The following is a 23817-nucleotide window of genomic DNA, read 5'->3' on the forward strand; positions in this document are numbered from 1 at the left end:
GTCAGACCGTGAGGGCTGCGGCGGCGTAGCGGTTGGCGGGGCGTTCCAGACCCAGCAGCCCGCGCAGCGAGGACGCCTCGTACGTACTGCGGAACACGCCGCGCCGCTGGAGCTCGGGCACCAGCCGGCGGGTGATGGCGGGCAGGTCGTGGGCGATGACGCCGGGACGCAGCCGGAAACCGGTCAGGCCCGCCTCCCGCCACTCCTGAAGCAGGTCCGCGAGCTCGGCGGGGGTCCCGCTGAACGTGGCGGCGCCGGTGGGGGCCGGGGCGCCTGCGACCCGGTCGAGCCGGTCGCGGCGGGCGGCGGCCGCCGGGCCGTCCCCGTCCAGGAACACGGTGAGGTCGGCGAAGACGTGCCGAAGGCCGGGTGGCGGGGGCAGCACGGCGGCCGCGGCCCGTGCCTCGTCCAGGTCGCGCGGGGTGATGTACACGAGGTCGACCAGGGCGGCGCGGGGGGCCACCGTGCCGGCCGAGGCCGTGACAAGGGGCTGTCCCTGCGGCGGACGCGGGGTGATCGACGGCCCCCGGACGCTGAAGTGCGGTCCCTCGAAGTCGATGTAGTGCAGCTTGTCGCGGTCGACGAACCGGCCGGTGGCCACGTCCCGGATCTCCGCGTCGTCCTCCCAGCTGTCCCACAGCCGGCGCACCACCTCCACGTGGTCGGCGGCCTCCTCGGCCAGCTCGCCCACCGGCACCGGGAACTCGCGGCGCCCGAAGTGCCGTGCCTCGTACGGCAGTCCGGAGGTCTGTACGTGCAGGCCCGCCCGGCCCCGGCTGACGTGGTCGAGCGTGGCGATCGCCTTCGAGATGTGGAAGGGCTCGGTGTGCGTGGCCGTCACGCTCGGTACCAGACCGATGTGCCGGGTCAGCGGCGCGATCCGGGCGGCGGTCAGCACCGCGTCCAGACGCCCGCGCACCCGGTCCGTGCGCGCGTCGGGTTCCGCCGCCGCGGACGACTGGAGGGCCAGACCATCCTCGAAGGTGACGAAGTCCAGCAGCCCGGCCTCCGCCTCGGCGACGACGTCGGCCCAGTACCGGGCCGTCAACAGTTCAGCGGGCCGGGCGCCCGGCTCCCGCCAGGCAGCCGGGTGCCAGCCGGCGCCGTCGAGCGCGACGGCGAGGTGCAGTTCGGACACGTCGAACAACGCCTTTCTGATCGACCGTGGTGAAGGAAGGAAAAGAAGGGGGCTGGGGAAACGGGTCCGGGAAATCCTTCGGACCGGTTCGAAAAACGCTACGTCGTACGCAACAGCGGCACAATGACCGCAGCATTAAGGGAATTTGGCAGCCTTGTTGCCCGGTGTCCGGACCGCGAGGAACAGCGGCCGCCTGCGCGGCGTGAAGCCGATCGACTCGTACAGCCGGATCGCCGCGGTGTTGGACGCCCCGGTGTGCAGGAACGGCACCTCCCCGCGTTCCCGTATGCCCGCGGCCACCGCGCGCACCAGCCGGGTCGCCAGCCCCCGGCCCCGGTGGCCGGGGCGGGTGCACACCGCGCTGATCTCCGTCCAGCCGGGTGGCCGAAGCCGCTCCCCCGCCATCGCGATCAGTCGGCCCTCGTGGCGGATCCCGAGGTACCTGCCCAGTTCCACGGTCCGGGGCAGGAACGGGCCCGGCTGGGTGAGGGCGACGAGGTCGAGCATCTCCGGTACGTCGGCCGGACCGAGCCGCACCGCTTCGGGCGCCGGTTCGGCGCTCAGTCCGGTGTCGACGAGTTGTACGCCCGGGACCGAGCCCACGGTCTCCCAGCCGTCGGGCGGGTCCAGCAGGCCGGTGAGCCCGACGACCTGCCCGGGACCGGTCAGGGCCTGCAGATCATGCCAGGAGCGGGGGTCGCCGGGGTCGGCGAGGGCGGCGAAGGGGGAGACGTCGTCGCGGTAGCGGGCGGCGCGGCCGCCGCCGTCCGGAGCCGGCACGGCGAACGGGGCGTGCGGACCGCAGAGCGAGGCCCAGGCGGGGTTGTCCAGGATGTGGGGTGGCATCGGAGGCTCAGGAGTTGGTCAGGGGCAGGCCGGGCGGATTGACCTCGGAGGTCTTCACGGCCTCCTCGGACAGGTTCCAGGCCGCCAGCAGCTTCGCGTACTGCCCGTTCTGGATCAGGTGGTTGATCGTCGCCGCGACGGGCTCGGCCAGCTTGCCGTCCTTCTTGGCGGTCGCCGCGATCAGCCCCTGGAGGGTCTCCCCCGCGCCGGAGAACCGGCCCGCGTTACGGGTCGGCGTGCCGCTGTTGGCGGTCTGGGTGATGTGGTACGCGCTGGACGGGTTCGGCACGAAGGTGATGTCGATCTTCCTCCCGCTGAGCGCCAGGTAGGTGCTGTTGCTGTCCGGGAAGTACTTGACGTCGATGTCCTTGCCCTCGGACCGCAGTCTCGCCTGCCACTCCAGGAGGATCTTCTCCTGGTTGGTCCCCCGGGCCACCGCGACCGACTTCCCCGCGAGGTTGCGGTAGTCGCCGCCGAACTGCCAGGGGTTGTCCTTCAGCACCTCGAAGGCCAGGTTGTCCTGCCGGTACGAGGCGAACTCGTACTTCTTCTTCCGCTCCTCGGTGACGGTGACGTTGGAGAAGGCCACGTCGACCTTGCCACTGTCGATGCCGACGAACAGGTTCTCCCAGGTGGAGTTCTTCACCACCGGCTTCAGCCCGAGCGTTGCGGCCACCAGCCTTCCGAGGTCCGGCTCCGCGCCGGTCAGGGTCTTCTGGTCGGTGCCGACGTACGCCAGCGGCGGGAACCCTGCGGGCAGCGCGCCCACCCCGATGACCAGTTCCCCCCGTTCACGGACGGCCTCGGGCAGTTTCGCCCGGAGGGACTCCTCCACCGGGACGGTGAGGTCGGTCTGCTGCGCGGCGCCGTTGGACAGGGCGCCGACGGTGACCGTGGCGGTGCCCGCCGGGGCACCGGTCCCGCCGGCTCCGGTGGCTGCGCTCTTGCCGCCGCAGGCGGTGAGCCCGGCGACGAGGGTCGCGGCGGCGGCCGCGGCGGCGAGGGCTCTGCGGAATGGCTTCAGGTGGTGCATGGGGTGACGTTCCTTCGACTCGCGGGGTAAGAGGTACGGGGCGGGGTAAGCGGTCAGAGCACTTTGCTCAGGTACTCCCGGGTCCGGGGGTGGACCGGGTTGTCCAGGACCTGCTCGGGCGGGCCCTGCTCGACGATCCGGCCGTCGTCCAGGAAGACGATCTCGTCGGCGACTTCGCGGGCGAAGCCGATCTCGTGCGTGACGATCAGGAGGGTGGTCCCGCCGCCGGCCAGGTCCTTGATGACGGCCAGCACCTCGCCGACCAGTTCCGGGTCGAGCGCGGAGGTCGGCTCGTCGAAGAGGATGACGCCGGGCCGCAGCGCGAGCGCGCGGGCGATGGCCACCCGCTGCTGCTGCCCGCCAGAGAGCTGCCGCGGGTAGGCGTCGGCCCGGCTGCCGAGACCGACCCGTTCCAGCAGCTCACGGGCGAGCGCACGGGCCTCCGGCCTGGGCAGCCGTCCGGTCGCCACCGGCGCGGCGGCCACGTTGTCGAGCACGGTGAGGTGGGGGAAGAGGTTGAAGTTCTGGAAGACGAAGCCGATCCGCCCGCGCTGGGCGAGGATCGCGCGTTCGCTCAGCTCCTTGAGCCGTGTCCCGTGCCTCCGTACGCCGACCAGCTCGCCGCCCACGCTGACCTGACCGGCCTCGGGCTTCTCCAGGTGGTTGACGACCCGCAGCAGGGTCGACTTGCCGGAGCCGGAGCGACCGATCACCGCGGTGACCGTGCCCGGCGGGACGTTCAGGCTCACCCCGTCCAGGACCCGCCGGTCGCCGTACCACTTGTGCACGTCGTGCACCTCTATGGCGGCGGGTGGACCCGTCGTGGCGGTGGTGGTCATCGTGCGGTCTCCTTCCGGAAGCGTGCCCGCAGCTCGCGCAGGCCCGCCCGGGCCCGCTGCAGGGGGGTGGGCGGCATGGTCCGCAGTGCCCCGCGCGCGTAGTACCGCTCGACGTGGAACTGCACGACGGACACGACGCTGGTCAGGACCACGTACCAGGCGGTGGCGACCAACAGCAGCGGCACCACGTCCCCGGGGTAGGTGGCGCCCAGGCTCTGCACCGAGCCGAACAGGTCCAGCAGCGAGACGTAGAACACCAGCGAGGTGGCCTTGACGAGCCCGATCAGCTGGTTGACGTAGCTGGGCACGATGGAGCGCAGGGCCTGCGGGAACACGATCCGGGCGAACTGGTAGCGCTTGGGCAGTCCGAGCGCGGCGGCGGCCTCGTGCTGGCCCTGGTCCACGGAGAGCAGCCCGGCCCGGACCACCTCCGCGGCGTACGCCGCTTCGACCAGGCTCAGTCCCACGACCGCCACGGCCATGTCGGTGGCCAGCTTCGACTCGTCGAAGGTGACGAGGGCCGGACCGAACGGCACCCCGAGGCTCAGCGTGGGGTACAGGGCGCTGAGGTTGTAGAGGAAGAGCAGGACGACGATCAGCGGCACGGAGCGCAGCAGCCAGATGTACGTCCAGCTCACCGTCCGCAGTACCGGGCTGGCCGACAGCCTGCCGAGGGCCAGCAGGATGCCGCCCAGCAGCCCCAGGACCGCGCTGTACGCGGCCGCCTGGAGTGTGACGAGCAGACCGTCCAGGATCACCGGCCGGGTGAGCCAGTACGCGAACCGGTCCCACTGGTAGAAGGGGTTGGTCAGCAGCCCGTGCGCGGCCTGGGAGGCCAGCACCAGCACGACGAGGGTGGCGACCCACCGCCCGGGCCGCCGCAGCGGCAGCACCCGCTCTGCCGGAGCGGGCGGACCGGACCGTCCGGAAGGGCCGGACGGCGCGGTCAGGAGAATCGATTCGGTCAAGGACACTCCCGCAGGCTCGGTCATATTCGGAATTCCGGGAACGGGTATCCGGCCGGCTGTACCGGCGAATTCACGGGCGGGACACACAACGCCTCCGACGGAAACAATGCACAGCGGTTCATTCGAATGCGGCGGCCCTTCGCTTCGCCGACGCTGAGGGTGGGGGAAACGCTCATGGCGGAACCGGTCCTTGGCTGAGTCGGAACGGGCACGGCCACCGGGTCCCATGGGGCCCAGGCCGTGCGGGGATGTTAGGCACCTCCGGGCCGCCCGGACGGGAGGCCCGGACGACTGCCATGAGGTCGCCATGCAGCGGCAACAACCGGGGCTCGCCCGGACGTCTCAACAGGGCGTTCATCGTCGATGCCGTGGGACACCGGCGGGGCACGGGGACGGTGGCGGACGTCCGGCTCGACGACGGGTGCGCCAGGGCGGGCGAAGGAAACGGCTCCGCGGCGCAGGGCGCCGACACATGTTCTTCATGCCCTGTGCATGGAACAGGTTTGGTTCGCCGACCCATGATCGGCTGAACACCCGCAGCCGCCATCGAGGAGCAGTCACCCATGCCCAGCCGCCGTACCTTCCTGGCCGGTTCGTCCGCCGTGCTCGGCCTGACCGCCGCCACCACCACCGTCGCCGGGTCGGAGCAGGCAGCGGCCTCGGTGGCGGTCCCGGAGACGGGGGACGGCCCGGTCGGCAGGCCGCCGAACTTCGTCGTCGTCCTTGCCGACGACCTCGGCTACGGCGAACTCGGTGCCTACGGCCAGAAGCTGATCACCACACCCCGCCTGGACCGGCTCGCCGCCGAGGGACTGCGCTTCACCGACGCATACTCCACCGCCGCCGTGTGCGCACCCTCCCGCTGCTCCCTGCTGACCGGACTGCACACCGGCCACTCCACCGTGCGTGCCAACCCCTCGTCAGGCGGCCAGGGTTCACTCACCGCCGCCGACACCACCTTCGCCCAGGTGCTCCGGGCCCGCGGCTACCGGACGGCCCTGGTCGGCAAGTGGGGCTTCGGACCGGAGACGGCCGGCCAGGAAAGCCATCCGGCCGCCCGCGGCTTCGAGGAGTTCTACGGCTACATCACCCACGGCCACGCCCACGAGTACTACCCCGAGTACCTGTGGCACAACGATGCCAAGGAACCCATCGCCGCCAACATCGGCGGCGTCAAGGCCGTGTACGCCCCCGACCTGCTGGAGCAGCACGCCCTGGAGTTCATCGACGCCCACGCCGCCGAGCCGTTCCTGCTGCTGCTCACCCCGAACGTGCCGCACGCTCCCAGCGACGTACCCGACAGCAGCGCGTACGCCGACCGCGGCTGGACGGCCGCGAACAAGGGGCACGCGGCCCAGGTCAGCTACTTCGACGCGCTCGTCGGCAAGGTGGTCGACCGGCTGCGCGCCCGCGGGCTGGAGCAGGACACCGTCGTCCTCGTCACCAGCGACAACGGCCCCCACGAGGAGGGCGGAGTGAACCCCGACCTGTTCGACGCCAACGGCCCGCTGCGCGGCTACAAGCGCAACCTCTACGAGGGCGGCGTACGGATCCCGCTCATCGCCTGGGGCCCCGGCCGCGTCAGGCAGGGCACCAGCGACCGTCCGACCCCGCTGACCGACGTGCTCCCCACCCTGGCCGAGCTCGGCGGCGCCCCCTCTCCCACCGATGTGGACGGCCTGTCCGCCGCTCCCCTGCTCGCCGGCAGCACCGACTCGGCCCGCCACGGACACCTGTACTGGTTCCGCGACGAGTGGGGCGTCACCAGCCGGGCCAACGCTCAGGACAACAAACGTGCCACGTGGCTGGCCGAGGCAGTCCGCCGGGACAACTGGAAGGCAGTTCGCTTCGCCCCCGAGCGGGACCACAGCCTCCCCGACGACAAGTGGCAGGTGGAGCTGTACGACTTGGCCGCCGATCCCGCCGAGACGCGCAGCGTCATCGACAAGCACTCGGCGAAGGCCGGCGAACTCGTGGCGCTGATGCGCTCCTCCTGGAAGGACACCTATCCCCGCAAACCGTTCGGCACTCGGCTGACCCTGCCCAGGCTGGCCGTCCCCGGTGAGGCGTTCACCGTGACCGCCACACTGGACAACGGGTCCGCACGGCCCTGGACCAACGCCGTGCTCGCGCTGCGCGCCCCCACCGGCTGGACCGTGACCCCCGCCTCCCCGACCACGGCGGACCAGCTCGCCGCCGGCGGTCGCCTCACCGCCTCCTGGCAGGTGACCCCGCCTGCGAACGCCACCCCGGCGACCGCGTGGGCGCTCACCGCGGAAGGCACCGCCGACACTCCATCCGGGCCGGTCGGCTACCCGGCGACGGACACCGTCCCGACCCCACCGGCCGCTCCTGCCCGCGACTCGTACCTCTCCGACCTCACTTGGATCAGCGCCACCAACGGCTGGGGGCCGGTGGAGCGCGACGCCTCCAACGGCAAGAACGCCGCCGGCGACGGCCCGCCGATCTCGTTCGGCGGTACGACGTACCTCAAGGGCCTGGGCGTCCACGCGCCCAGCGACATCGCCTACCACCTCGGTGGTGCTGCCGTCCGGTTCACCTCTCTTGTCGGCATCGACGACTTCTCCGCCAAGCAGAGCAGCGCCGGTGCCACCCGGGCCAAGGTCTACGGCGACGACCGCCTGCTGCTGACCACCCCGACACTGACCGCGGCCGCCGGCGCGTTCCGCGTCGACCTGGACGTCCGCGGGGTACGTGTACTGCGCCTCGTGGTCGAGGACGCCAACAACCGCACGTCCTTCGACCACACGTCCTGGGCCCTGGCCCACGTCACGGTGGAGTGAACACTCCAGCCCACAGGCCGCGGAGGCCGTTCCGGAGCGTCGCTCCCGGAACGGCCTCCGCGGCACGCGTCGGACCGGATCAGGCAGGGTGGGCGGCCACCCGGAACCCGGTGTTGCCGGTCGAACTGTCGGGCGTATTGGAACTGCGCGCGGCCACCCGGTAACGGTTGCAGTAGGAGTCGTGGCACAAGTACGAACCGCCGCGCATCGCCCGTGCGGTCTCCTCACCCGGTGTGAACCAGTCCGCGCACCACTCCCAGACATTGCCGACGGTGTTGTAGAGCCCGAAGCCGTTGGGCCGGAAGGACTTCACCGGCGCGGTGCCCGCGTACCCGTCGGCGGCGGTGTTGTGCACCGGGAAGTCGCCCTGCCAGATGTTGCACATGTGGCGGCCGTCGGGCATGAGCTCGTCTCCCCACGGGTAACGGCACTGCTCCAGGCCACCGCGTGCCGCGTACTCCCACTCGGTCTCGGTGGGCAGGCGGGTCCCGGACCAGTCGCAGTATGCCTGGGCGTCGTGCCAGGACACGTGGACGACGGGGTGGTGCTGCCGGCCGGTGACGTGCGAGCCGGGCCCTTCGGGGTGGCGCCAGCTGGCCCCTTCCACCGCCCGCCACCACGGGACGGCCGCCACGGACGGGGAGACCGCGGCGACCTCCTCGGCGAGGAACGCCCCGAAGGTGAAGGAGAAGCCGAAGCGCTCAGCCTCGGTGGTGTGGCCGGTGGCCTTGACGAAGGTGGCGAACTGGGCGTTGGTCACGGCCGTGGCCGCGATACGGAAGGAGTCCACGGCCGCCTCGCGGACCGGCCCCTCGGCGTCCGCGGGGAAGCCCTCCGGGTCGTCCGTGCCCATGAGGAAGCTGCCGCCGGGCAGGCTGAGCAGCTGCCGGGCCACGCGGGAGAGCGGCGGTGTGGGGGGCGGCGGGGCGAGGGTGAGCGTCGGGGCGTGGGCGTGGCCGGGGGTGCAGCATGCGGGCATGACGGCTCCGTCGGGACGGTAGGCGGCCGGGCGCCCGTGCCTCGCGGTACGGGCGCCCGGCCGGCGGTGCGGGTGTACGGGTCAGGACACGCGGTCGACGGCGAGCTGGGCAGCCAAGGCGGGGATGCCGAGGGCCTGCTCCTCGGCGGGGGTGGCCTGGTAGAGCTTGTTGGCCAGCTGGTACGGGTCGCCCGCCAGGTCGTAGTACTCGCGGAACCTCACCTGGCCGGTACCGGACACGGTGCCGTTCGCGTCGGTGGTCAGGTCGTAGTACTCGGTGTACTGCCTGTCCTTGGCCACGTACGAGGACCAGGTCGGTGCCCCGCCGGTGCCGGTGCCCTGCTTCCACCACTCCACCAGCAAGTGGTCGCGGCTGTAGGAGGAGAGGAGGGAGCGGCCGTCCTGGGGTGCGGCGGGGGTGATGCCCGCCGCGTCGAGGATGGTCGGCGCGATGTCGATGTTGGCGACGATCCGGTTGTCCGCGGTCCCCGCGCCGCGGCCGCCGGCCGGCCAGGAGAGGTAGAACGGCACCTCGTGCGCAGGGCGGTACGGCACTGACTTGGCGGTCCAGCCGTGGTCGCCCCAGCTGAACCCGTTGTCGCCGATGTAGATGACGAGGGTGTTGTCGAGCTGGCCCAGGGCCTGGAGCTTGTCCTTGAAGGCCTGCACCGCGTCGTCGACGGAGAGCAGCGTGCGCAGTTGCTCGGCGCGGATGGCCTGACCGTCGGCGAGGGTGCCGGTGGCGTTCCGGATGTACGCCGGTTTGTCGCTGCGGTCGTTCTCGGGGACCGACGGTCGGCCGTTCCAGTCCGGTACGGGGGTGCCCGCGTGTTTCGCCTCGGGGGTGCGCGGGCCGTGGGAGGCGTAGGGGGTGACGTACGCGAACCAGGGCCTGGTGTCGGTGGCGGCCTTGTCGAGGAAGTTCAGCGTGCGGTTCTTGATGATGTTCGTGGTGTAGCCGTTGATCGTCTGGACGGTGCCGTTGACGTTCCACTGGGCGTCGACGTAGCCGGGCTGGAGGAGGGCGAACTCCTCGAAGTGCGGCGGGCTGTCCGCGAGGGTCCAGGAGTTGAGGTACTTCCCGAACAGGCCGGTGCGGTAGCCCGCCTGTTTGAGGTACTTCTGCACGGTGGTGCTCTGGTCGAGGGCGTGGGAGGCGCCGTTGTTGCGGACGCCGTGGTTGTGGGCGTGGCGGCCGGAGAAGACGCTGGACCGGGACGGCGCGCACAGCGGGGTGGTGACGTGGCCGTTGGTGAACTTCACGCCCTGGTCGGCGAGCCAGGCGACGGTCTTGGGCAGGGCCCACTCGGTGTGTTTGGGCTGGTCGTCGGTGACGATCAGCAGGATGTTCGGGCGGCCGGCGGCAGCGGCGGGACCGGCTCCGGCGACCTGCGCGAGGGCGGGTACGGCGGTGGCGGCCGCCACGGCGGCGGCACCGCCGAGAAAGCCGCGGCGGCTCACCGGGGATCGTCTGTTCTCGCTCATGATGTCCATTCCTCCTGGGTGCGTCGGCGCATGGAGGCACGGCAGGGCGGGCGGCCGGAAGCCGCCGACTGCGGTGCGGAAGGGGAAGAGACGGGAGTCAGGCAGGGGCGCCAGGTGGGGATCCCGTGGGGGAGGAAGGCGCGTTCAGCGCGCCGGGACGACCGTACACAGGGCGCTCGCCAGGCGCCCTTGGTCGACGTGGCGGCGCGCAGTGAGGATTCCTGCTGCCATGGCGATGAGACTAGGTGAACCGGAACCGCGGTTCCATGTACAGCAGATGAAATGGGAAGCGGGCGTGGGGCGCCGGCGCAGCCAGGGTACCCACCTCTCATTGCTCCACCGGTGAACCAGTGCACCGATGCGAGTGGGCAAGCTGCTGGAAGTAGTACGCGGCGGCGTCTGCCGCCGCTGCGGCTGGAGGGACACCCAGCACCACCAGCTCGGTGCCCACTGCCCCCACCTGGTCACCGACAGCGTGCACGGCACCTGGAGCTTCGCCGTTGACGTCCCCACCCCTGACCGCCGCCGCACCACGGTGCGCCGGGGTGGCTTCGCCACCCAGGACACCGCCGAGCAGGCCCTGGGCCGCTTCCTCGAGGGCGAGGCCGGCGGATACAACGCGGACCCGAACCAGACCGTCGCCGTCTACCTGAACGCGTGGCTGGGAGCGAAGGCCCTCGTGCTGAAGCCGACCACCATGGCCCGATACCGCGACTACGTCCGCAACGACCTCATCCCGGCCTTCGGCACCCTCAAGCTGGACCAGCTCGCCCACCACCACATCGCCGGCTTCACCACCGGCCAGCTCGCGGCCGGCCGCGGCGAGACCACCCTCTACCGGTGCCTGGCCACCCTCTCCAGCGCCCTCGGCGACGCCGTCCGGCAACACCGCCTCCCACACAACCCGGCCCGTCCCCCCACTAATGCGCCGCCCTCCGTCGCCGGAGCGACGGATCTGGACGGCGGAGGAGGCCGCCCGCTTCCTCGGCTACTGCCACCGCGCCGACCCCGAGATGGCCGACCTATTCGAGTTCCTCATCGGGCACCGGCCTGCGCAAGGGAGAAGCCCTCGGCCTCCACTGGGACGATGTCCACCTCGACCAGGGCGTCTTCTACGTGCGCTGCACCCTCTCCGCCATCGACAACAACCACCTCGTCATCACCTCACCGAAGACCCGGTCGAGCCGCAGCTGGGTCGCCATCTCACCCCGCGTCGCCAAACACGATCACCGGAGCCGAGCAGGCCAGCTCCGAAACGGGCCACATGGCGTGGCTGCGACCACCACGCGACCACATCCACCGGCTCCGCGAGGTTGTGCGCCGACTCGCTCCCCCGTCGTTGCAGGGTTCAGCGCCACGGCCGACCGGCGGCAGACTGGACGTGCGACCACATTGCGACCACCATGGCTCCGGACGCACGAGAGGCCGCCCTCTCACGGATGAGAGAACGGCCTCCGACCTGCGTAAACGCTGGTCGGGACGACAGGATTTGAACCTGCGACCCCTTGACCCCCAGATGGCTGCCCCAGGGTCAGAATCCTGACATACAGGGCTATTTAGGGGCGAGGAATGTACATGAATGCGCGTTTCGTGCACCTGCGGGCAGTGGCCCTGGTCCCCAACTGGTCCCCAAACACCCGTCACGCCGAGGTGCCTCCCGGGCGCCCGCTCGGGGTCGCCGCCACGGATTCGGCGTGCATCTCACACGCCTGTCGAACTTCCGGGCCAGCCCTCAAAGCGGGCTGGCCGCACCCCATGTGTGACGCTCGCCACCCCCACTGCCGACCTGAGATCGTGATGGCGGCGTAGGCAAGCCGGTCACGGGTGAGCAGCGTTCCCCGTCACTCGACCGAAGAAAGCCACGCCGCATCCGGTGGGCGTACGCCAGGCCGGGGCGACTCATCTTCGGCATCCCGGGGGCAGGAGCGCACGCGCGTCGCCACGAGCATTGCAGTACATGACGAGGGATTCTCCCCAAGGGCACGCGACGTTCCACTCGGCCCCTGGCAGAGATGGACGTACCGCTGTGGCAGAGAGCGACCGGCTCGCCGATCGGCTCGGCTCCGGCCACGACCTGGAGGCGTACTGCCAAGCGCTCGCGTTCCGGCTGAACGGCCCGGGAGGGAGTGACCCCAAGGACGCGACTCGTAGCCACCCACGGCCGCGTCACTCCGCTCCGCCCACCCCGACCAGCGGCGTCGACAAGATCAAGAGTGACGGAGGCGACACGGTTCAGGTCATGGGTCACTGGAGTGGGTGACGTGCGATCAAGACGGGTACTGACGGTGGATTCGAGTGGCATTTTGTTGCATTCCAGGGTGAATCCCCCGCCGTTATGGCGAGGAACGAGCCGTTCCTCACTCTTGGCTGGATTGGCCGCCTTGTCGGGCGTTCGGGGTCTTTCGGAGGATGGCGCGGCCGAGCACGACCGTGGTCGATTCCCGTGACGGCTACTGCACGTCCTGCCCTTTCCCCCAGTCTCCCTGGAGTGTGCTTCCGTGCCCGATGCCACGATCGATCTGCCGCTGAGCTTCGGAGTTCCGGAGCATTTTCAGGACATCGACTTCGCGGTATCCGCGGAGGTGAACACGAACCGGCTGATCGACCGGTTGAACATGGTCGACCCGCAGCCGTCGGAGGCGGAAATCGCGCACGCCGTCCTGGCACAGCAGTCGATGTACGAGATGCTCAGCGCGGCGGGCGCCGTCTACGCGGGCACCCTTCTCTCCGGGCCGACGCGCGAGGAACCGGAGAAGCAGCTGTCGTCCGTGACGCTGACGGTGACCGCGCGCCCCAGTGAGCTGTCGAACGAGCTGACCGTGCACCGTCTGGCCCGCACCATGGGCGCCCTTTACCCGGATGCCGAGGTGGGTGTCGTCCGCCTCGAAGCCGGGCCGGCGGTGCTGCTCACCGAGGAGAGGAAGGTGGAGCGGCCGGTGAACCTCCTGGGCGAGGGAGGTGGCGCCACCGTCGTGCGCCAGCTCCACGTCTTCGTACCCATCCCGGGCCGGCTGGCGATGGCGGACTTCGCCATCGCCACGGAGAACACCGCCGAGTGGGAGGACTGCGTCGAAATCCTCGCCCAGGTCTGCCGCACCATCGTCTTCGCCGAAGCCGCCTGAGAAGGGATCAGCCCGCTATGCGCATCTCGTACCAGATCAGCGAGCAGCTCTACAGCCTCGGCTTCGACCCGGGCAGCGACAAGTACGTCGGCGCCATCCACTCCGAACTCAACATGTACACCGACAACGAGCGGGACGCCCTGAGGATCTGGGGCTGGGACCCGAACACGCTCACCGACGCCGAACGCTACAAGATCGACCAGCTGCTGCGGATGTTCGTCTTCCAGGAGAACCAGATCCTCTCCGCCCTGCAGCGCCTGGACCAGGAGTATGGCGAGTACCTGAACTCCAGCCCGGAAGCGGCTGAGCAGGCCGAAGCATTCACCGCCTCACTCCGCACCGACCTGGAGAAGCAGGCGGAGCAGATGAGGAACTGGCAGCCGACGGAGGAGGAGCTGGCAAGGGGCGAATTCAACCCGCCGGACGAATCCGACTTCTGGAGGCTCAGGGACTCGGTGCAGGGCGTGATGTCCTTCATGCACCCGGAGATCGCCCGCAACACCGGCCCCAACTACTCCCTCGCCATGGGCGGCATGAGCTTCACCGGGAACTACTGGCGGCTCAAGGACAACGGTTACGCCCGGGACCGGATCCCCGACGGCTACCTCTACGACCTCATCGACACCGCCATCGCCCTCCAGGCCGAGTTCCAGCTCCAGGCCCTGCTCACCGACCGCGAATTCACCCGCATCATCACGATGCGGGGCCGAGAGTTCGAGTGGCTCAAGGCCGAGGCCGCGCGCAAGGCGGCTGCCGAGCAGGGCAGCGGCTTCTGGTCCCTGTTCGGTGACATTCTGGGCATTGTCTCCGCGGTCGCCGGCGTACTGGCCCTCATCCCGGTCTTCACCCCGATCGCGGGGCCGATCGCTGTCGTCACCGCCGTCGCCTCGCTCGGAGCGCACACGGTGGACGCGTCCATCAAGGGCGACTGGGACGCCATGACGTTCGTCGGTCTCGGCGCCGACGCCCTCGCGGCCCTCCCCGGGATCGGCGCGGTCGCCAAGAGCCTGAAAGCCGGCCGAGCCGCCATGAAAACCATCGGCACCGCCGGCAACGCGGTCTCCAAGGCCAGCGTCGTCTCCAAGACCGCCGGCCGCACCTTCCTCGCCACCACCGGCGGCTCCGCCGCCTCCGACGCCTCGGCCGTCTTCAACTACATCGGCACCAAGGGCGCCAAGGTCGTCGGCACGTCCACCAGCAGCGGAAAGATCGCCGGAAAGGTCCTCCAGGGCTCCGTCAACCTCTCCACCCAAGTCCCCCTGGTTGTGGAGCTGGCATCCGGCACGGACATGTCCGACCCGAAGACCGCAGCCACGGGTACCGCTCTGACGGCCAACTACGGGCAGTCCATCGGCAGCTGGGGCGCCGTCGGCGCGGCTGCCAAGAAGTCCGGCACCGTCTCTCTGGCACTGTTCGCGGGGATCATCGGCCGCCGCTGACACCGGCCCCTGGCTTTGTTCACGAGAACGGGTTCTGGCTCAAGTTCTGTGGTCTGTGACTTTGGGTCACCGATTAGATCTCGAAGAGGGCTTCCTCTTGTGGCGGGATCGGAGGGTCAAGGGCGTCGCGGAGGTGGGTGATCTCCTGACGCCACTTCGACCAGTTCGCAGCTTCGGCCCACTGTTCGGCGAGTTCAGACCGGTCGGAGACCACTTGGTCCAGGGCGTCGACGGCGAGCATTCGAAGGTCTGCGGGCAACTCTGGTAGCGGCTCTGATGGGCCATGGTTCAAACACGCCGACTCGCCGTCAGGATGCTGGGCGACGACCAGGGCAGCTGCGGCCACTGCCCGCTCGCCGTCGTAGATACCCAGGAAGTCCACGGGGCTGGCGGCACGTACGAGCACGCCCCGGATCATGGGTTCACGTTCTTCCAGCGCGGCCTCGTCCAGATCACCCCCGAAGTCGGCGGCGGTGTCATTGTCGAAGGGGCCGGTGTCCCAGGTGCCCATATCTCTCCTTGCATGGCCGTCTGGGGGATCGTCGCACTACCCACCGACAACGAGGTCACGAGGCAAGCAGCACCCGCTTGCGCAGGAGCTTGAAGCCAGCACGTCCGTACATCTGTCGCTTGATCATTTTGATGCGGTTGACATGGCCTTCCACGACACCCGAGCTCCAGGGCAAGGTCAGGCCGGCAGTGACAGCTGCGAGGTCGCGTTCGAGGCCGTTGATGAAGGTGTGCATGCTGGGCAGGTCGTCGGCCCGGACTGCCGCAATCCACTCGGGAAGCCGTTCTCCTTGGAGCTGGGTGAACATCTGCCCGAAGGAACGGACGTGCCCGGCGAGGTCGTCCAGCTCGGGGCAGTGGGCCAGAACGGACTTCAGCTTCAGCCGGTCCTTCTCCGCAAGGGTGTCCGGGGTGGGTCAGGATCCACCCGGCCACGGTCCTGGGCGACGGCGGCCGACCCTCCGGCGCGGTGTCCCGCAAAGGACGAAGGTAGGCACGGACGGCACCGTATCCACCTGCGTATCCGTGGCTCTGGATCTCCTTCCAGAGGGTCCAGGCGTTCGTGCAGCCCTCGGCCCGCCGCTCGTGCAGGTACGGCTTGAAGTCGTCGAGCTTCGTCCTGCGGTTCTGACATTGGCCTTGGAAGAGGTCTTCCGGGCTTGCCGCGTCGGCCAGGCGCTGAACGGTTCGGTAGGTCATTCGGAGTTCGCGGGCGACCGCCCGCCGGCTGTGCCCTTCGCCGAGCATTTCGTGCACGATGGCGTGCTGCTCGTGAGTTCGATCGGCGAAGCGGTGTCCAGTCGGCCACGGGGACGTGCCAGCTTCGGGAGCCGGTGATGCGGTGACGCTCTCGGAGCCGGGAACCGTGAATGGCGCTCGCAGACAGGTCCGATGGCGCGATACGCATCGCTCGGTGGCTTCGCCGAGGTTGCGCCAGAGATGGAAACGGTCTGCGACCTGCACGGCGGTGGGAGCCCCGGTGCTGGCGCCTTCGGCGAAGAAGCGGGCACGGTCGCGACAGACCACCTCAACCTCAGGACACTCAGCAAGCCAGGCGGCGACAGTGGCTGCCTCACCGTCCGGCAGCAGATCCACTGGTCTACCGGTTTCGACATTGACCAGCACGGTCCCGTAGATACGGCCCTTGCGCATCGCGTACTCGTCGATACCCACCACCCGCGGGGCCGATGGCTGAGGGTCAGGCATCGCATCGACCAGCCGAAGCACCGTGCTGCGGCTGACGGAGATTCCGAAGACGTCCGCAAGACGGGCTCCAGCGCGTCGGCCAATGCAAGACCCACCTCGGTCAAGGCCGAACGCAGCCGGTCAGTCCGCTGAGCGTGACGGCGGGTCAGTCCCGGGATCTGCTCAACGAAGGTCTGCCGTCCACAGGAGGCGTCCGCGCAAATGAACCGGCGGACCTGGAGGCGCAGCACCACACCTTCCCGCGCTGGGCAGATCAGCAGGAAACCTCAGGTAGGACCCATGAAGCCGGTTCGACCACCTTCCACAGCCGGGACACTCAGCACCAGCCGACTTGCAGGCGATTCCAATCCAGATCGCCTCGCCGTCGTCCTCCGCTGACATCACCGCGACTTCAGGGTCCGACAGGAACAGGAGCTCTTCCAGACGCAGCAGCACTTCGTTCACGGCCCCGAACTTTCGGGCACGACAAGGCGGCCATGGGGCAATTCAGGACGATCGAGTGAGAGCCAATATGGGGATCAACAGTCACGGAGCGTGGATGCTCCACAGAAGTTGAGCCAGAACCCGTTCTCGTGAACAAAGCCAGGTAGCCGAGCTTGACGCCCACGGCCACTCCCAGTCCCAGTCAAAGCTGATGGCGTGCGTCTGGGTCTGCTGGTAGACGGCGGCGCTGGCCAGCGCGCCGATGAGGAGGCTCCCCAGCGTGATCTCTCCGACGCATGCGTCCCAGAAGCAGTGCCCGGTGGGGTCGGTGCCGTTGAGAGGGCCGCCGAAGGGGTGGTAGTTGCGGGAGCCGGCGACGGCGGTGCCGTCGGGGTTCAGGCTGGCGACGAGGTCGCTGTGCTGATCGGGGAGTTGCCGGAAAGGACGCCGTCCCCGCCGGAGCCGGTCATGCGACCGGCCAAGTCGTAGGAGAGGGTGCGGGGGCGAGTGGCTACTGCCGTTCCGGTGCGGGTCTCGTTCGTGAGCGGCCGAGGGCGTCGTAGGTGCGCTGGCGCTTGACGCCTCCGGGGAGGAGTTCGGTGACTGGCTGTCCTGCGGCGTCGTAGACAGTGGTCCAAGTACGGACGTCCGCGGTCCAGTGCTGGGTGGTTGCGGGTTCGATGGTCGACTCCGGCAGGCTCCACGGTGTGAACGTGTGGTACGTGGCCTTGCCGCGGCCGTCGGTCAGGCGCGTGCGGTTGCCCGCCGCATCGTAACCGAAGGTCGTCGTGGTGGAGTCCGTCGCGCTGACCGGTTCTACCTGCTGGGTCATCCGACCGAGCGCGTCGTAGCTGCTGGCGAGGGACGGGTTATCACTCCCCTTGACCGAGTCAAGGCGCGCTTCTGGTCAGTCAAGTGCGCTGGTCCCCAAATGGTCCCCAGGAATGATCAAGGGGCCGTTTTGGATTGCTCCAAAACGGCCCCTGACCTCGACTCTTTCGAGTCGGGACGACAGGATTTGAACCTGCGACCCCTTGACCCCCAGTCAAGTGCGCTACCAAGCTGCGCCACGTCCCGTTACTGCTTCGTGCCCCTCACCTGGGGTTTCCCCCCTCGTGCCGGGCACATGCAGAACATTACCCCACGCCGAGGGGTGCGTGTGCACGGGTGATCGGCGGCGGGCAGGATGGCCTGGTGGACGAACGGGAACGCGACCGGGACGGTGAGGGGCGGGCGCGCAGTGCGCGGCCGCGGGACGGGCTGGGGCGGCCGCTGCCGTACGGGGCCGAGGGCGTGGCGCGGCAGCCCGAGGGGGTGGTGAGGACGCCGGAGCGGACGGTGGCGGAGGCGCAGCGGCTGCTGGACGCCGGGATGCCGTTCCACGCGCACGAGGTGTTCGAGGACGCGTGGAAGTCCGGGCCCCCCGAGGACGCCGGTCTGTGGCGGGGGCTGGCGCAGCTGGCGGTGGGGCTGACGCACGCCGCGCGGGGGAACGCCGTCGGCGGGGCGCGGCTGCTGCGGCGCGGGGCCGGTGCGCTGGCCGGGCACGGGGACGCGTACGGGATCGACGTGGCCGGGCTGGTCGGGTGGGCCCTGGGGCTGGCCGGGCGGGTGGAGGCCGGGGAGCCGGTCGACGCGGCGGCCGAGGCCCCCCGGCTGGTCTAGGGCCGGCCAGGCCCTAGCCGGCGGCCGGCTGGAGGAGGTCCCAGCGGTTGCCGTAGAGGTCCTCGAAGACGGCGACGGAGCCGTACGGCTCGTGGCGCGGCTCCTCCAGGAAGCGGACGCCCTCGGCGGTCATCCGGGCGTGGTCGGCGGCGAAGTCGGCGGTGTAGAGGAAGAAGCCGACGCGGCCGCCCGTCTGGTCGCCGACGCGGGAGCTCTGGGCCTCGTCCTTGGCGCGGGCCAGCAGCAGGGCGGACTCCTTGGCGCCGGGCGGGCGGACCACGACCCAGCGGGAGCCGTCCGGGCGGGCGGTGTCCTCGGCGAGTTCGAAGCCGAGGGCGCGGATGTAGAAGTCGATGGCCTCGTCGTAGTCGTGGACCACGAGTGCGGTGAGGGCGATGTGGGATGGCATGGGCCTATTGTGCGCCGAGGAGGACGACCTCCAGGGTGCGGGGGCCGTGCACGCCCTCCACCCGGTCCAGTTCGATGTCGCTGGTGGCCGAGGGGCCGGAGATCCAGGTCAGCGGGCGGGCCGGGTCGAGGCGTTCGAGGGCCTGCGGGACGGAGTCCACGAGCTGGTCGGGGACGCGGACCACGCAGACGTGGTGGTCCGGGACCAGGGTGATGCGCCGCCGGCCCTGGTCGGGGCCGCCGTCGAGGACGATGGTGCCGGTCTCGGCGATGGCCAGGGCACAGCCGGTGACCACGCTGTCGACGCGGTCGAGGTCGTGCGGGGTGGAAGCTGCGTGGTCGTGGATCCGGGTCGCGCCGGCCGCGGAGAGCCAGTGCGGGGGCAGGGCAGGCGGTACGAGCACCGTTCGCGAGGCGGAGAGCAGCCGCTCCAGCAGCAGCGCGATGCCGTCCTCGTCGGTGCGGTGGACCTTGGCCCGGTACTCGGTGAGGTTGGCGGCGAGGAGGCCGGCGGTCTCGGCCGGGGTGCGGGTGCCGTGGACGCGGAGGTAGTCCCGGGGGACGGGCGGGGCGTCGGGTGCCTCCGCCGTGGCCCGGCGGATGCGGGACAGGATGCGGTCCTTGGTGCTCAACCTCGGTTCCCCCGTTCTCGGAGCCACCAGTCGCGGAAGGATTCCGCCGGGAGGGCGGGCAGTTCGCGGGTGTCGGTCCAGGCCCGGCCCGGGCCCGGGAGCCTGCGGGGTGCGAGTCTGCGGGCGCGGGCCAGCAGCCGCTCCCCGGCCCGCAGCGCGCCGGGGCGGTCGAGGAGCAGCCGGGCGGCGCGCATGGCGGCCCGTTCGGCGGTGTGGCCGTGCGCGGGGCGCAGGTGTACGCGGACGCCCTGGCGGGTCACGGGGCCGCCCTGGACCACGCGTTCGCGGAGGTGGAGGAGGACCTCGGGGATGTCGATGGCGACGGGGCAGACCTCGTAGCAGGCGCCGCACAGGGTGGAGGCGTAGGGCAGGGTGGCGTCGATGGCGCTGCCGGTGCCGCGCAGTTGGGGGCTGAGGACGGCGCCGATGGGGCCCGGGTAGACGGAGCCGTAGGCGTGGCCGCCCGCGCGTTCGTAGACGGGGCAGACGTTCAGGCAGGCGGAGCAGCGGATGCAGCGCAGGGCCTGGCGGCCGGTGGCGTCGGCGAGGGTGTCGGTGCGCCCGTTGTCGAGGAGGACGAGGTGGAAGGCGGAGGGGCCGTCTCCCGCGTGGGTGCCGGTCCACATGGTGGTGTACGGGTTCATCCGCTCGGCGGTGGAGGAGCGCGGCAGGGTCTGGAGGTAGACCTCCAGGTCGCGGAAGGTGGGGACGACCTTCTCGATGCCGACGACCGAGATGAGGGTGTCGGGCAGGGTCAGGCACATGCGGCCGTTGCCCTCGGATTCGAGGACGACCATGGTGCCGGTCTCGGCGACCATGAAGTTGGCGCCGGAGACGGCCACCTTGGCGCGCAGGAACTTCTCGCGCAGGTGGAGGCGGGCGGCTTCGGCGAGTTCGCGCGGGTCGTCGCCGAGGTCCTCGGGGGCGGGGCGGCCCCATCGGCCCATCTCGGAGCGGAAGATGTCGCGGATCTCGCCCCGGTTGCGGTGGATGGCGGGGACCAGGATGTGCGAGGGGCGGTCGTGGCCGAGCTGGACGATGAGTTCGGCGAGGTCGGTCTCGTAGGCGGCGATCCCGGCGGCTTCCAGGGCTTCGTTGAGGCCGATCTCCTGGGTGGCCATGGACTTGACCTTGACCACCTCCCGTTCGCCGGTGGCCCGGACCAGGTCCGTGACGATGCGGTTCGCCTCGTCGGCGTCGGCGGCCCAGTGCACGGTGCCGCCGGCCGCGGTGACGGAGGCCTCCAGCTGGAGCAGGTAGCGGTCGAGGTGGCGCAGGGTGTGGTCCTTGACGGCCTTGCCCGCGGCGCGCAGCCGGTCCCAGTCGGCGAGTTCGGCGACCGCGCGGGCGCGCTTGTCCCGGATGGTGTGGGTGGCGTGCCGGAGGTTGGCGCGCAGTACGCCGTCCCGTACGCCCTCCCGGGCTGCGGAGGGGAACGGCGGGAAGGCGGGCATGCCGAGGTGCGTACCGGTCATGGCAGGGGGTCCTCCTCCGTGGCGGCCAGGATCTCGGCGAGGTGCAGGGTGCGCATCGGGTCCCCGGCGCGGTGGAGGATGCCGCCGAGGTGGGCGAGGCAGGAGTTGTCGGCCCCGCACAGCACCTCGGCGCCCGTGGCGAGGGCGGCGGCGGTCTTGTCGGCGCCCATGGCGGTGGACACGTCGGGGTTCTTGACGGCGAAGGTGCCGCCGAAGCCGCAGCATTCCTCGGCGCCGGGCAGCTCGACCAGTTCCAGGCCTTTGACGGCGGCCAGCAGCCGCCGGGGGCGCTCGCCGAGGCCCAGGGAGCGCAGGCCCGTGGCAGGAGGGGTGGTAGGTGACGGTGTGCGGGAAGTACGCGCCGACGTCGGTGACGCCGAGGACGTCCACGAGGAACTCGGTCAGCTCGTGGACGCGCGGTACGAGGTCCCCCGCGAGTTCCGCCAGCCCACTCCCCCGCCCCTCCTCGGCGGCCCTGCGGCCGATGCGCGGGTAGTGCTCGCGGATCATCGCGGCGCAGGAGCCGGAGGGGGTGACCACGTGGTCGTAGCCGGCGAAGGCCGCGGCGGTGCGGCGCAGCAGCGGTTCGGCCTCGCGGCGGTAGCCGGTGTTGTACTGGGGCTGGCCGCAGCAGCTCTGGGCGGCGGGGAAGTCCACCTGGACGCCGAGCCGCTCCAGCAGCCGTACGACGGCGGTGCCGGTCCGGGGGTACAGCGCGTCGTTGACGCAGGTGACGAACAGGGCGGCGCGCATGATGGGCACAATAGCCCGGTGAAGAAGTTCTCAGTCATCGGCATAGGCGCGGGCGACCCGGACCACCTGACCCTCCAGGCGGTCAAGGCGATCGGCGCGGCGGACGCATTCCTCATCCTGGAGAAGGGGGAGGAGAAGTCGGACCTGACCGGTCTGCGGCGGGCGATGCTCGACGCGCACGCCCGTCCCGGGCACCGGCTGGTGGAGGGCCGCGACCCGGACCGGGACCGCACCCCGGCCGACTACACCCCGACGGTGGACGGCTGGCGCAGCGCGCGGGCCGAGATCTTCGAGCGGTTCATCGCCGAGGACCTGGCGGAGGGCGAGACGGGCGCGTTCCTGGTGTGGGGCGACCCCTCCCTGTACGACTCCACCCTGGCGATCCTCGACGAGGTGCTGGAGCACGGCCGGGTGGCGTTCGAGCACGAGGTGGTGCCCGGCATCAGCAGCGTGTCGGCGCTGCTGGCCAGGCACCGGACCAACCTGAACCGGGTCGGGCGGCCGGTCCAGATCACCACCGGCCGCCGGCTCGCGGAGGGCTGGCCGCAGGACGTGGACGACGTGGTGGTGATGCTGGACGCCCGGCACGCCTTCACCGCCCATCTGGACCAGGACCTCTACATCTACTGGGGCGCCTACGTCGGCACTCCGGACGAGATCCTGGTCCAGGGGAAGCTGGCGGAGGTGTCCGGCCGCATCGAGGAGCTGCGGACCGAGGCCCGCGCCCGCAAGGGCTGGATCATGGACACCTACCTGCTCAGGCGCTCCTGAGGAAGCCGGGCAGGACCGCGGCGAGGCGCTCGTACTCCTCGGCGCGGTTGTAGAGCTGCCCGCAGACCCGGATGCCGCCGCCGCCCGGCCGGGCCCAGACCAGGGTGCGGATGCGGGCCTTCGCCGCGATCTCCTCGCGCATGGCCGCGGCGGCGTCCTGGGTCTCGGCGGTGCCGGGCGGCAGCAGCAGGGAGCGCATGGCCAGGCCCGGGGTGTGCGGGAGCGGGGTGAGGCCGGGGATCCGGGCGAGCAGCTCCGCCCCGTAGGCGGCGAGGGCGCTGTTGTGCGCCCGGACCTCCGCGGCGCCGAGCCGTTCGATGAGGTCGAGGCCCTCGGGGGCGGCCAGCCAGCCGGTGTAGTCGGCGGTGGCGCGGAACTCGACGGAGCGCGGGTAGCCGTGGTGGTCCTGCCAGGACGGGGAGAGGGAGCGGACCCGGGCCCGGTGGGCGGGGGCGACGGCGAGGAGGGCGGTGCCGGAGGGCGCGTAGCCCCACTTGTGGAGGTTGCCGAACCAGAAGTCGGCGCCGGCGGCGACCGGCTCGGCGAGCATGCCCGGGGTGTGGGCGCCGTCGACGACGGTGGTGACGCCGCGCGCGGAGAGCTCGGCGAGCAGCCGGGGTGATGCGATGAGGCGGGCGGTGGGCGAGCTGACGTGGTCGAGCAGGGCCGCCTTGGTGCGGGGCGTGAGCGCGGCCAGCACGGTTTCGCGTACGGCGTCCTCGTCGGGCAGGTGCGGGTCCAGGGCGACGGTGGTCACGCGGGCGCGGCGGGCGGCGGCCGCGGTGACGGTGCCGTAGCCGTGGTCGGTGACGAGCACCTCGTCGCCCTCGGCCAGCGGGATGGCCTCGAAGGCGAGGTTGGCGCCCTCGGTGGCGTTGGAGATGAACGCGAGACCGTCCGGGTCGGTGCCCAGCCGGGCCGCGATCCGGGCGCGGGCGGCGGCGAGCCGGTCGGGGAGGGCCTGGAAGAAGGCGTCGGGGTCGGCGTGGGCCTCCGTCCGCAGGGCCTCCTGCGCCTCCTGGACGGGCAGCGGCACGGCGCCGTAGGAGCCGTGGTTGAGGTGGGCGACGGCGGGGTCCAGCCGGAAGAGGCCGGGGCCGCCGGGGTAGGCGGGCGGGGCTGAGGGGGCGGACGGCGCGGGCACGGGTACCTCCGGACGGGACGAGTCGGGTGCGGGCCTCGTGAGCCCGCATCCGGAGCATGGGGTCTGATCGCCCGGGACGGAAGGGCCGCTTGCGCCGGATTGGCCTGCCTGGCGCAAGCCACGGCCCGGGGGCAGGTCGGGCCCCCGGCCCCGCGTGCAGTCCTCCGCGGGGTGTTC

18 protein-coding genes, 1 tRNA gene and 3 pseudogenes are annotated in these 23817 nt (G+C 70.9%); 6 read left to right on the top strand and 16 right to left on the bottom strand.

Going from position 1 to position 23817, the window contains the following annotated elements; all coding sequences use genetic code 11:
- Position 1: 1 nt before the first annotated feature.
- From ACZ597_RS14860 to ACZ597_RS14880, 5 genes are all read right to left on the bottom strand, one after another.
- Entirely contained in the window at positions 2 to 1147 is a 1146-nt protein-coding gene (locus tag ACZ597_RS14860; RefSeq protein WP_471329164.1) for an LLM class flavin-dependent oxidoreductase, read from the bottom strand.
- A gap of 126 nt (positions 1148 to 1273) precedes the next feature.
- Positions 1274 to 1984: a GNAT family N-acetyltransferase gene (locus ACZ597_RS14865; RefSeq protein ID WP_471329167.1), complete on the bottom strand. Its 711-nt coding sequence runs from the start codon at positions 1982 to 1984 to the stop codon at positions 1274 to 1276.
- A 7-nt stretch (positions 1985 to 1991) separates the two neighbouring features.
- Positions 1992 to 3017, bottom strand: coding sequence for an ABC transporter substrate-binding protein (locus ACZ597_RS14870; protein WP_471329170.1), 1026 nt, complete (start codon positions 3015 to 3017; stop codon positions 1992 to 1994).
- Positions 3018 to 3070: 53 nt separating this feature from the next.
- Complete coding sequence (locus ACZ597_RS14875) at positions 3071 to 3856, bottom strand: amino acid ABC transporter ATP-binding protein (protein WP_471329173.1); 786 nt, start codon at positions 3854 to 3856, stop codon at positions 3071 to 3073.
- Complete coding sequence (locus tag ACZ597_RS14880; RefSeq protein ID WP_471329176.1) at positions 3853 to 4848, bottom strand: amino acid ABC transporter permease; 996 nt, start codon at positions 4846 to 4848, stop codon at positions 3853 to 3855. The genes ACZ597_RS14875 and ACZ597_RS14880 overlap by 4 nt, the downstream gene beginning before the upstream one ends.
- 539 nt (positions 4849 to 5387) lie before the next feature.
- Here ACZ597_RS14880 and ACZ597_RS14885 point away from each other — a divergent pair.
- Positions 5388 to 7628, top strand: coding sequence for a sulfatase-like hydrolase/transferase (locus ACZ597_RS14885; protein WP_471329179.1), 2241 nt, complete (start codon positions 5388 to 5390; stop codon positions 7626 to 7628).
- A gap of 79 nt (positions 7629 to 7707) precedes the next feature.
- On the opposite strand, the gene ACZ597_RS14890 is transcribed toward ACZ597_RS14885, so the two are convergent.
- Together ACZ597_RS14890 and ACZ597_RS14895 are read right to left on the bottom strand one after the other, a co-directional pair.
- Positions 7708 to 8607, bottom strand: coding sequence for a formylglycine-generating enzyme family protein (locus tag ACZ597_RS14890; RefSeq protein ID WP_471329182.1), 900 nt, complete (start codon positions 8605 to 8607; stop codon positions 7708 to 7710).
- Positions 8608 to 8688: 81 nt separating this feature from the next.
- A complete protein-coding gene (locus ACZ597_RS14895; protein WP_471329185.1) occupies positions 8689 to 10092 on the bottom strand; it encodes a sulfatase family protein in 1404 nt (467 codons plus the stop codon).
- A 697-nt stretch (positions 10093 to 10789) separates the two neighbouring features.
- Here ACZ597_RS14895 and ACZ597_RS14900 point away from each other — a divergent pair.
- The 3 genes from ACZ597_RS14900 (at position 10790) to ACZ597_RS14910 (ending at position 14653) form a co-directional block, all read left to right on the top strand.
- Positions 10790 to 11635, top strand: a complete 846-nt coding sequence (locus ACZ597_RS14900) for a hypothetical protein (protein WP_471330090.1) — start codon at positions 10790 to 10792, stop codon at positions 11633 to 11635.
- A gap of 955 nt (positions 11636 to 12590) precedes the next feature.
- Positions 12591 to 13214, top strand: coding sequence for a hypothetical protein (locus ACZ597_RS14905; protein ID WP_453609610.1), 624 nt, complete (start codon positions 12591 to 12593; stop codon positions 13212 to 13214).
- Between the two features lie 17 nt (positions 13215 to 13231).
- The gene (locus ACZ597_RS14910; RefSeq protein WP_471329188.1) at positions 13232 to 14653 is read left to right on the top strand and encodes a hypothetical protein; all 1422 of its coding nucleotides are present in this window, start codon (positions 13232 to 13234) and stop codon (positions 14651 to 14653) included.
- 73 nt (positions 14654 to 14726) lie between these two features.
- Here the strand turns inward: ACZ597_RS14910 and ACZ597_RS14915 are convergent, their stop codons facing one another.
- The 4 genes and pseudogenes from ACZ597_RS14915 to ACZ597_RS14930 all read right to left on the bottom strand — a co-directional run bounded on the left by ACZ597_RS14915 (position 14727) and on the right by ACZ597_RS14930 (position 17869).
- Positions 14727 to 15164, bottom strand: a complete 438-nt coding sequence (locus ACZ597_RS14915; protein WP_471329191.1) for a DUF4259 domain-containing protein — start codon at positions 15162 to 15164, stop codon at positions 14727 to 14729.
- A gap of 55 nt (positions 15165 to 15219) precedes the next feature.
- Positions 15220 to 16369: pseudogene (locus ACZ597_RS14920) on the bottom strand (ISL3 family transposase); the annotation flags it as partial.
- A gap of 818 nt (positions 16370 to 17187) precedes the next feature.
- A pseudogene (locus ACZ597_RS14925) lies at positions 17188 to 17645 on the bottom strand (hypothetical protein); the annotation flags it as partial.
- A 150-nt stretch (positions 17646 to 17795) separates the two neighbouring features.
- Positions 17796 to 17869, bottom strand: a tRNA-Pro gene (locus ACZ597_RS14930).
- Positions 17870 to 17986: 117 nt separating this feature from the next.
- Here ACZ597_RS14930 and ACZ597_RS14935 point away from each other — a divergent pair.
- A complete protein-coding gene (locus ACZ597_RS14935) occupies positions 17987 to 18457 on the top strand; it encodes a DUF309 domain-containing protein (RefSeq protein WP_471329194.1) in 471 nt (156 codons plus the stop codon).
- Between the two features lie 13 nt (positions 18458 to 18470).
- On the opposite strand, the gene ACZ597_RS14940 is transcribed toward ACZ597_RS14935, so the two are convergent.
- The 4 genes and pseudogenes from ACZ597_RS14940 to ACZ597_RS14955 all read right to left on the bottom strand — a co-directional run bounded on the left by ACZ597_RS14940 (position 18471) and on the right by ACZ597_RS14955 (position 21725).
- A complete protein-coding gene (locus tag ACZ597_RS14940) occupies positions 18471 to 18866 on the bottom strand; it encodes a VOC family protein (protein ID WP_471329197.1) in 396 nt (131 codons plus the stop codon).
- A gap of 4 nt (positions 18867 to 18870) precedes the next feature.
- A complete protein-coding gene (locus ACZ597_RS14945) occupies positions 18871 to 19497 on the bottom strand; it encodes a LutC/YkgG family protein (RefSeq protein WP_471329199.1) in 627 nt (208 codons plus the stop codon).
- Positions 19494 to 20972, bottom strand: coding sequence for a lactate utilization protein B (locus ACZ597_RS14950; RefSeq protein ID WP_471329202.1), 1479 nt, complete (start codon positions 20970 to 20972; stop codon positions 19494 to 19496). The genes ACZ597_RS14945 and ACZ597_RS14950 overlap by 4 nt, the downstream gene beginning before the upstream one ends.
- Positions 20969 to 21725: pseudogene (locus ACZ597_RS14955) on the bottom strand ((Fe-S)-binding protein). Before ACZ597_RS14955 ends, ACZ597_RS14950 begins: the two are co-directional and overlap by 4 nt.
- 18 nt (positions 21726 to 21743) lie before the next feature.
- Between ACZ597_RS14955 and cobF the strand changes: the two are divergent.
- A complete protein-coding gene (gene cobF / locus ACZ597_RS14960) occupies positions 21744 to 22496 on the top strand; it encodes a precorrin-6A synthase (deacetylating) (RefSeq protein ID WP_471329205.1) in 753 nt (250 codons plus the stop codon).
- Here cobF and ACZ597_RS14965 read toward each other — a convergent pair.
- Positions 22483 to 23640 (bottom strand): aminotransferase class V-fold PLP-dependent enzyme, encoded by a 1158-nt coding sequence (locus ACZ597_RS14965; RefSeq protein ID WP_471329209.1) that lies wholly within the window; start codon positions 23638 to 23640, stop codon positions 22483 to 22485. The genes cobF and ACZ597_RS14965 overlap by 14 nt on opposite strands.
- Positions 23641 to 23817: the final 177 nt, after the last annotated feature.

This window comes from Streptomyces sp. NPDC040718, from assembly GCF_055593565.1.

What these genes read in the sequence shown, in the direction of transcription:
- ACZ597_RS14950 (WP_471329202.1), bottom strand. Translation starts at nt 20,972, where the DNA reads ATGACCGGTACGCACCTCGGCATGCCCGCCTTCCCGCCGTTCCCCTCC.
- ACZ597_RS14940 (WP_471329197.1), bottom strand. Translation starts at nt 18,866, where the DNA reads ATGCCATCCCACATCGCCCTCACCGCACTCGTGGTCCACGACTACGAC.
- ACZ597_RS14880 (WP_471329176.1), bottom strand. Translation starts at nt 4,848, where the DNA reads ATGACCGAGCCTGCGGGAGTGTCCTTGACCGAATCGATTCTCCTGACC.
- ACZ597_RS14910 (WP_471329188.1), top strand. Translation starts at nt 13,232, where the DNA reads ATGCGCATCTCGTACCAGATCAGCGAGCAGCTCTACAGCCTCGGCTTC.
- ACZ597_RS14890 (WP_471329182.1), bottom strand. Translation starts at nt 8,607, where the DNA reads ATGCCCGCATGCTGCACCCCCGGCCACGCCCACGCCCCGACGCTCACC.
- ACZ597_RS14870 (WP_471329170.1), bottom strand. Translation starts at nt 3,017, where the DNA reads ATGCACCACCTGAAGCCATTCCGCAGAGCCCTCGCCGCCGCGGCCGCC.
- ACZ597_RS14915 (WP_471329191.1), bottom strand. Translation starts at nt 15,164, where the DNA reads ATGGGCACCTGGGACACCGGCCCCTTCGACAATGACACCGCCGCCGAC.
- ACZ597_RS14885 (WP_471329179.1), top strand. Translation starts at nt 5,388, where the DNA reads ATGCCCAGCCGCCGTACCTTCCTGGCCGGTTCGTCCGCCGTGCTCGGC.
- ACZ597_RS14895 (WP_471329185.1), bottom strand. Translation starts at nt 10,092, where the DNA reads ATGAGCGAGAACAGACGATCCCCGGTGAGCCGCCGCGGCTTTCTCGGC.
- ACZ597_RS14900 (WP_471330090.1), top strand. Translation starts at nt 10,790, where the DNA reads ATGGCCCGATACCGCGACTACGTCCGCAACGACCTCATCCCGGCCTTC.
- ACZ597_RS14865 (WP_471329167.1), bottom strand. Translation starts at nt 1,984, where the DNA reads ATGCCACCCCACATCCTGGACAACCCCGCCTGGGCCTCGCTCTGCGGT.
- ACZ597_RS14875 (WP_471329173.1), bottom strand. Translation starts at nt 3,856, where the DNA reads ATGACCACCACCGCCACGACGGGTCCACCCGCCGCCATAGAGGTGCAC.